The following is a 1162-nucleotide window of genomic DNA, read 5'->3' on the forward strand; positions in this document are numbered from 1 at the left end:
CGACGCCACCGACAGCACCGGCCGACCGGTCACGTCCGTGACCTCCACCCTCACGGTCTCCGTCCCGGAGAACGTCAACCGCGCCCGGACCGCCACGGCATCCGTCGCGAACAACTCCACGCCCGTCCAGGCGAACGGCACCAACTGCCCCTCGGCACGCACCGATCCGGCCGCCGCCATCGCCTGAAGGACCGCGTCCAGCAGGGCGGGGTGGACACCGAAACCGGTGACCGCGAGACCGTCCGGCAGCGACACCTCCGCGAACACCTCGCCGTCGCACCGCCACAGAGCCCGCAGACCCTGGAACGCCGGACCGTACCCGTAACCACCCTCGGCCAGACCGGAGTAGAAGCCGTCGAGCGGGACGGGCTCCGCGCCGGCGGGCGGCCACGTCGCCAGCTCGAACGCCGGCGCCGAGCCCCCGGGCGCCACCGTGCCACTGGCATGCCGGACCCAACCGTCCGGGTCGGCCGTCTCGTTGCGGGAGTGGATGGCGAGCGCACACCGGCCGTCCTCATCGGGCGCCTCCACGAGAACTTGCAGGATCACCGCCTCGCGCTCGTCCAGTACCAGCGGCGACTCAAGCGTCAGCTCTTCCACCTGGCCGCATCCGGCCTCGTCACCCGCGCGCAGCGCCAGCTCCGCCAACGCCGTCCCCGGCAGCAGGACTTGGCCACCCACGGCGTGGTCGGCCAGCCACGGGTGCGTCCGCAGCGAGATACGGCCGGTCAACACCAGGCCCTCGCCGCCCGCCAGTCGGGTGACCGCGCCGAGCAGCGGATGCCCGGCAGCCGCAAGCCCCAGACCCGCCGGATCACCGGTCGCGACCGCCGGCTCCGGCCAGTAGCGCTGGTGCTCGAACGCGTACGTCGGCAGGTCGACCCGGCGGGCACCCGGGAACGCCCGGGTCCAGTCGACGGTGGCGCCGCTGACGTACAGCTCGGCCACCGCCGACCAGAACGACTCCACCTCCGGACGGTCCCGCCGCAGGGCTGCGGCCGTCACCGGCTCATCCAGCATCGCCACCAGCGCTTGGCCGCCGAGCTCCAGGAAGCGGACCACACCGAGCTCGCGCAACGCCGTCACATTGTCCGCGAACCGCACCGCCTCGCGGGCCTGACGCACCCAGTACTCCGGCGCACACGCCTGCTCGGCCGTCAAC

The 1162-nt window shown here is 73.3% G+C and carries 1 protein-coding gene; it reads right to left on the reverse strand.

Going from position 1 to position 1162, the window contains the following annotated elements:
* Nucleotides 1-1125: polyketide synthase dehydratase domain-containing protein (locus VM95_RS37590; RefSeq protein ID WP_208615610.1), on the reverse strand; the 1125-nt coding region annotated here is incomplete at its 3' end.
* Between the last annotated feature and the right edge of the window lie 37 nt (nt 1126-1162).

This window comes from Streptomyces rubellomurinus (genome assembly GCF_000961885.1).
Taxonomy (GTDB): Bacteria; Actinomycetota; Actinomycetes; order Streptomycetales; family Streptomycetaceae; genus Kitasatospora; species Kitasatospora rubellomurina.